Here is a 6,438-nt window from a genome sequence, read left to right as displayed (position 1 = left end):
AAACCCGCTCCTACGTTTGTTTCGGGCCAATTATGCCTGTGGGATTCGCGCGCGAACGCCTTGGTGCCTGTCTCGATATCGCGTCGTACCAACAAGGCGGTCGCGCGCGCCAGGCACAGGAGAGACTGGCCCGAAACAAACGTAGGAGCGGGTTTACCCGCGAAGCGCCGCGCGGGCGGCGCTCGATCTCACAGGCGCTGCAGGGGTTATGGCAGACACATCTCACGATCGTGTCCCGGGAAGTGGTGTAACTGAACCAGCCGAAGGCGCCCTGCGGGCGAAAGAGGATGGTCATCGTGGTTCTTGGCTAACGTTGAGTTTGCGAAGACCAAACACTCACCAGAGAAACCACGATGACCAAGCCCACTATCGCATTGACCGAGTTGGTTGAGAAAGGGGCAGACGCTGATCTGCTCAAGCAAATGATCCAGTTCGTTGCCCAGCGCATGATGGAGTTCGACGTCGAAGGCCTGTGCGGCGCGGGCTTCGATGTCAAAAGCCCAGACCGGACAAATAGCCGTAATGGCTACCGCGATCGTCTTTGGCAAACCCGCGCAGGCGACGTCGACCTTAAGATTCCCAAGCTGCGCCAAGGCAGCTATTTCCCTGGTTTCCTTGAACCTCGACGCACCGCTGAGAAAGCCATGGCGGCAGTCATCCAGGAGGCCTACATCCAAGGCGTTTCAACACGCTCAGTGGACGAGCTGGTCAAAGCCATGGGCATGACCGGCATCTCCAAAAGCCAGGTCTCACGGCTAGCTGGTGAGATCGATGAGCGCGTTCACGCCTTCCTTGACCGCCCGCTTGAGGGCGACTGGCCCTATCTCTGGATCGATGCCACCTACGTCAAAGTGCGGGAGGCCGGACGCATCGTCTCGGTCGCCGTAATAATCGCCGTGGCCGTGAACACCGACGGTGGCCGCGAAGTCCTGGGCATGCGGGTTGGGCCGTCAGAGGCTGAGCCGTTCTGGACAGACTTCCTGCGCAGCCTCACGCGACGTGGCTTGCGGGGCGTGAAACTGGTCATCTCCGACGCCCACGAAGGGCTCAAGGCGGCTGTTTCCAAGGTCTTCAACGCGACCTGGCAGCGCTGCCGTGTGCATTTCATGCGTAATGCCATGGCCCACGTCGGCAAAGGTCAGCGCACCATGGTGGCGGCCCTACTGCGCACAGTCTTCGCCCAGGACAGCCGTGCCGAATGCCATCAGCAATGGCGTTTGGTCGCTGATCAGCTACGCGAAAAATACCCCAAGATCGCGACACTCATGGACGGCTGCGAGGATGAAGTGCTGGCTCACATGGCGTTTCCAAAAGCGCACCGACAGCAATTACACAGCACCAATCCACTGGAGCGGCTTAACGCGGAGATCAAACGCCGCACCGACGTCGTAGGCATCTTTCCCAACGATCCTGCAATCACACGGCTGGTAGGCGCGATGCTGCTGGAGCAGAACGACGAGTGGTGCCTGCAACGGCGTTACATGCAGTTGGAGGCCTTTGAGGCAGTCAGCGATAATCCACAGGCCAAGCTGTCGGCCGTGATCAACTAAACGGCGAACTCAGCGGCCAGAACCATGATGAGTTACACCACTTCCCGGGACACGATCCATCTCACCGCCAAAACCACCTCAAGACATACCCACCACACCTCCCCCTACAACAGCAACAACCAACCCCCAAAAACAAAGCGGGGAGGCCTGCCGGCCTCCCCGCTTCATCTACTTCCCTTAAAGGCTAGGGAATGCAAACTGCGACGCTTCATGACTGGCCCGCTGCGGCCAACGCTGGGTAATTGCCTTGCGACGGGTATAGAAGCGCACACCATCCGGGCCATAGGCATGCAGATCACCAAACAGCGAACGCTTCCAACCACCGAAGCTGTGGTAGGCCACCGGCACCGGCAGCGGTACGTTCACACCCACCATACCCACTTCGATCTCGTCACAGAACAGACGGGCCGCTTCACCGTCACGCGTAAAGATGCAGGTGCCGTTGCCATACTCGTGATCGTTGATCAGCTGCATGGCCTGCTCCAGGCTATTCACACGGACCACGCACAGCACCGGGCCAAAAATCTCCTCTTTATAGATGCGCATCTCCGGGGTCACCTTGTCGAACAGGGTGCCACCCACAAAGTAGCCATCTTCATTACCCGCCACTCGGAAACCACGACCATCCACCACCAGCTTGGCGCCAGCAGCAACACCGTCATCGATGTAACCCACGACCTTGTCACGCGCTGCCGCAGTCACCAGCGGGCCCATGTCCAGGCCGCACGAGGTGCCGGCACCAATCTTCAGCGCCTTGATCTGTGGCTCCAGCTTGGCAATCAGGGCATCGGCCACTTGGTCGCCCACGCACACGGCGACCGAAATGGCCATGCAACGCTCGCCACACGAACCGTAAGCCGCGCCCATCAGTGCACTGACTGCGTTGTCCAGGTCGGCATCCGGCATCAGCACCGCGTGGTTCTTCGCGCCACCCAAGGCTTGTACACGCTTGCCACGCTTGGTGCCTTCGGCATAGATGTACTCGGCGATCGGGGTCGAGCCCACGAAGCTCAGTGCTTTGACTTCCGGCGCTTCGATCAGCGCATCCACCGCTTCCTTGTCACCGTGCACGACGTTGAGGATGCCCTTCGGCAGGCCGGCTTCCAGCAGCAACTGGGCAATGTACAGGGTCGAGCTCGGGTCACGCTCGGAAGGCTTGAGGATGAATGCGTTGCCGCAGGCGATGGCCAGCGGGTACATCCACAGCGGCACCATGGCCGGGAAGTTGAATGGGGTGATACCGGCAACCACGCCCAGCGGCTGGAAGTCGGACCAGGCGTCGATGTTCGGACCGACGTTGCGGCTGTACTCACCCTTCAGCACTTCAGGGGCTGCACACGCGAACTCGACGTTCTCAATACCACGCTTCAGTTCACCGGCGGCGTCTTCCAGGGTCTTGCCGTGCTCTTCGCTGATCATCTGCGAAATCTTGGCTTCGTTCTGCTCCAGCAGTTGCTTGAAGCGGAACATCACCTGGGCGCGCTTGGCCGGAGGGGTGTTGCGCCAGGCCGGGAAGGCTGCCTTGGCCGAGTCGATCGCTTCCTGCACGGTTGCGCGGCTGGCCAGTTCGACCTTGCGAACGGCCTGGCCAGTGGACGGGTTGAAGACATCGGCGGTGCGCTCACCCTTGGTAACCAGTTCGCCGTGAATCAGGTGCTGAACAATGCTCATGCAAAACTCCAGATAAACAAAGGAGAGCCAGGCACGCGCTGCGGGCATGCGCCTGGCATCAAAATCGGAAAGATCAGTCGATCAGGTTCAGGGTTTCGCCTACAGCATCGAACAGGCGGTCCAATTCCTGCGGCTTGGTATTGAAGGTTGGGCCGAACTGCAGGGTGTCGCCACCAAAGCGTACATAGAAGCCGGCTTTCCACAGCTTCATGGCCGCTTCATATGGGCGAACGATGGCATCACCGTCACGGGCGGCGATCTGGATGGCGCCGGCCAGGCCGTAGTTACGGATATCGACGATATTCTTGGTGCCCTTCACGCCGTGCAGCAGCTTCTCGAAATGCGGCGCCAGTTCAGCCGCGGACTGCACCAGGTTTTCCTTCTGCAGCAGGTCCAGCGCGGCGAGACCGGCGGCACAGGCTACCGGGTGTGCCGAGTAGGTGTAGCCGTGTGGGAATTCCACGGCGTATTCCGGGGTCGGCTGATTCATGAAGGTCTGGTAGATCTCGCTGCTGGCAATCACTGCGCCCATCGGGATGGCGCCGTTGGTCACCTGCTTGGCGATGCACATCAGGTCCGGGGTAACGCCGAAGGCTTCCGAGCCGGTCATCGCGCCCATGCGGCCGAAGCCTGTGATCACTTCGTCGAAGATCAGCAGAATGTTGTGCTGGGTGCAGATTTCACGCAGACGCTTCAGGTAACCCTTCGGCGGCGGCAGCACACCGGCCGAACCGGCCAGCGGCTCGACGATGACTGCTGCGATGTTGGAGGCATCGTGCAGCTCGATCAGCTTGAGCATTTCGTCAGCCAGCGCGATACCGCCCTCTTCCGGCATGCCTTTGGAGAAGGCGTTCACTGGCAACACGGTGTGAGGCAGGTGGTCGACGTCCAGCAGCTGACCAAACATCTTGCGGTTACCGTTGACGCCACCCAGGCTGGTACCGGCGATGTTCACGCCATGGTAACCACGGGCACGGCCGATGATCTTGGTCTTGGTTGCCTGGCCTTTCAGGCGCCAGTAGGCACGCACCATCTTCAGTGCGGTATCGGCGCACTCGGAACCGGAGTTGGTATAGAAGACGTGATTCAGATTGCCCGGAACCAGCTCGGCGATCTTTTCCGCCAGCTGGAACGACAGCGGGTGGCCGAACTGGAACGCTGGGGAGTAGTCCAGCGTACTCAGTTGGCGGGTCACCGCGTCAGCGATTTCCTTGCGAGTGTGCCCTGCGCCGCAGGTCCACAGGCCAGACAGGGCGTCGAAGATCTTGCGCCCGTGGTCATCGACCAGGTAGTTGCCTTCGGCCGCCACGATCAGGCGTGGGTCGCGCTGGAAGTTGCGGTTGGCGGTATAGGGCATCCAGTGGGCGTCCAGCTTGAGCTGGCTGGCGATACCCGTGGGGGCGGTTTCGGGCATGTTCATCGGCGGTTCCTCGGAAGACGATTAGGCAACGATGGATGTTGTTGCAGCTAAGTTGGCACGGCGATAGAGTCTGAAAAAGCCTACATTTCTAACCTTCAGGCAGGCCGAGACTAAACTGATGAGCCGAAGACCCGATCCACTCGCCCAAGTCAGCGATTTCGACATCCGCCTGCTGAAGATCTATCGCAGCGTCGTCGAGTGCGGTGGCTTCTCCGCTGCCGAAAACGTACTGGGCATTGGTCGCTCGGCCATCAGCCAGCAGATGAACGACCTCGAACAACGCCTCGGCCTGCGCCTGTGTCAGCGCGGCCGCGCCGGTTTCTCGCTGACGGAGGAAGGCCGCGAGGTCTACCATTCAGCCCTGCAACTGCTCAGCGCGCTGGAAACCTTCCGCACCGAGGTCAACGGCCTGCACCAGCATTTGCGCGGCGAGCTGAACATTGGCCTGACCGACAACCTGGTGACCCTGCCGCACATGCGTATCACCCATGCCCTGGCGGAACTCAAGGACCGCGGCCCTGATGTACGCATCCAGATCCGTATGATCGCCCCCAGCCAGGTCGAGCACGGCGTGCTCGACGGCAGCCTGCACGTTGGCGTCGTCCCACAGACCAGCCCGCTATCGGGGCTTGAGTACCAACCGCTGTACAGCGAACGCTCGCTGCTGTACTGCGCAGTCGGCCACCCGCTGTTCTACGCCGACGACCAGCAGATAGACGACGAACGCCTCAACAGCCAGGAAGCCATCACCCCCACCTTCCGCCTGCCGGCCGACATCCAGGCGCACTACCAGGCGCTGAATTGCACAGCCAGTGCTTCTGACCGCGAGGGCATGGCGTTTCTCATCCTCACCGGGCGTTACATTGGCTATCTGCCCGACCACTACGCCATGTTCTGGGTACAGCAAGGCCGTTTGCGTGCGCTCAAGCCCAAGGAGCGCTTTTATGACCTGAGCCTGAGCTGGGTTACCCGCAAAGGCCGGCGCCCCAACCTGGTGTTGGAAAGCTTCCTCGAAAGCCTGGCTGCGACACGTTGATGCCAGTCTGTGCCGCAAACGCTTGTCACTTCGGCACAGGCAGGTAATCTTGTCCCACAGCCGCAGCCACTGCCCCGTACGGAATCGTCCATGACCCTAGAAGTCCCTGCGCATCGCCTCTCCGCCTCGGGCAAGCCCGCGGGCCGTATCCGCCAGAAGAACGAACAGGCCATTATCCAGGCCGCCGAAGATGAGTTCGCCCGCCATGGTTTCAAGGGCACCAGCATGAACACCATCGCCCTCAAGGCGGGGTTGCCCAAGGCTAACCTGCATTACTACTTCACCAACAAGCTGGGCCTGTACATCGCCGTGCTCAGCAACATCATCGAGTTGTGGGACAGCACCTTCAACGCCTTGAGCGTCGATGACGACCCCGGTGAAGCCCTGAGCCAGTACATCCGCACCAAAATGGAGTTCTCCCGGCGCAACCCGCAAGCTTCGCGCATTTTCGCCATGGAAGTGATCAGCGGTGGCACCTGCCTGACCGAATACTTCAGTGCCGATTACCGCGAATGGTTCCGCGGACGTGCTGCGGTATTCCAGGCCTGGATCGAAGCAGGCAAAATGGACCCGGTCGACCCGGTGCACCTGATCTTCCTGCTCTGGGGCAGCACCCAGCACTATGCCGACTTCGCCACCCAGATCTGCCAGGTGACTGGCCGCAGCCGCCTGACCAAGCAGGACATGGAAGACGCGAGCAACAACCTTATCCACATCATTTTGAAGGGCTGCGGCATCAAGCCGGCTGCCTGACTGTCCTT

At 60.6% G+C, this 6,438-nt stretch carries 5 protein-coding genes; 3 read left to right on the top strand and 2 right to left on the bottom strand.

From position 1 onward, the window contains the following. Window positions 1-353 precede the first annotated feature (353 nt). Complete coding sequence (locus KW568_RS02995) at window positions 354-1,550, top strand: IS256 family transposase (RefSeq protein WP_004575957.1); 1,197 nt, start codon at window positions 354-356, stop codon at window positions 1,548-1,550. A gap of 177 nt (window positions 1,551-1,727) precedes the next feature. On the opposite strand, the gene KW568_RS02990 is transcribed toward KW568_RS02995, so the two are convergent. Both KW568_RS02990 and KW568_RS02985 read right to left on the bottom strand, forming a co-directional pair. Next, on the bottom strand, window positions 1,728-3,221 hold the full coding sequence (locus tag KW568_RS02990) for a CoA-acylating methylmalonate-semialdehyde dehydrogenase (RefSeq protein WP_003255276.1): 1,494 nt from the start codon (window positions 3,219-3,221) through the stop codon (window positions 1,728-1,730). A gap of 73 nt (window positions 3,222-3,294) precedes the next feature. Beyond that, entirely contained in the window at window positions 3,295-4,641 is a 1,347-nt protein-coding gene (locus tag KW568_RS02985) for an aspartate aminotransferase family protein (RefSeq protein WP_004576992.1), read from the bottom strand. 115 nt (window positions 4,642-4,756) lie between these two features. Between KW568_RS02985 and KW568_RS02980 the strand changes: the two genes are divergently transcribed. Together KW568_RS02980 and KW568_RS02975 are read left to right on the top strand one after the other, a co-directional pair. Then, window positions 4,757-5,677 (top strand): LysR family transcriptional regulator, encoded by a 921-nt coding sequence (locus KW568_RS02980; RefSeq protein WP_029380767.1) that lies wholly within the window; start codon window positions 4,757-4,759, stop codon window positions 5,675-5,677. A 90-nt stretch (window positions 5,678-5,767) separates the two neighbouring features. Then, window positions 5,768-6,430, top strand: coding sequence for a TetR/AcrR family transcriptional regulator (locus KW568_RS02975; protein ID WP_003255279.1), 663 nt, complete (start codon window positions 5,768-5,770; stop codon window positions 6,428-6,430). The last annotated feature ends 8 nt before the right edge of the window (window positions 6,431-6,438 follow it).

The organism is Pseudomonas sp. HD6515, assembly GCF_024971855.1.
Taxonomy (GTDB): Bacteria; Pseudomonadota; Gammaproteobacteria; order Pseudomonadales; family Pseudomonadaceae; genus Aquipseudomonas; species Aquipseudomonas alloputida.
The sequence above is the reverse complement of the archived record's forward strand: the minus strand, read 5'-3'. Positions and strand labels throughout refer to the sequence as shown.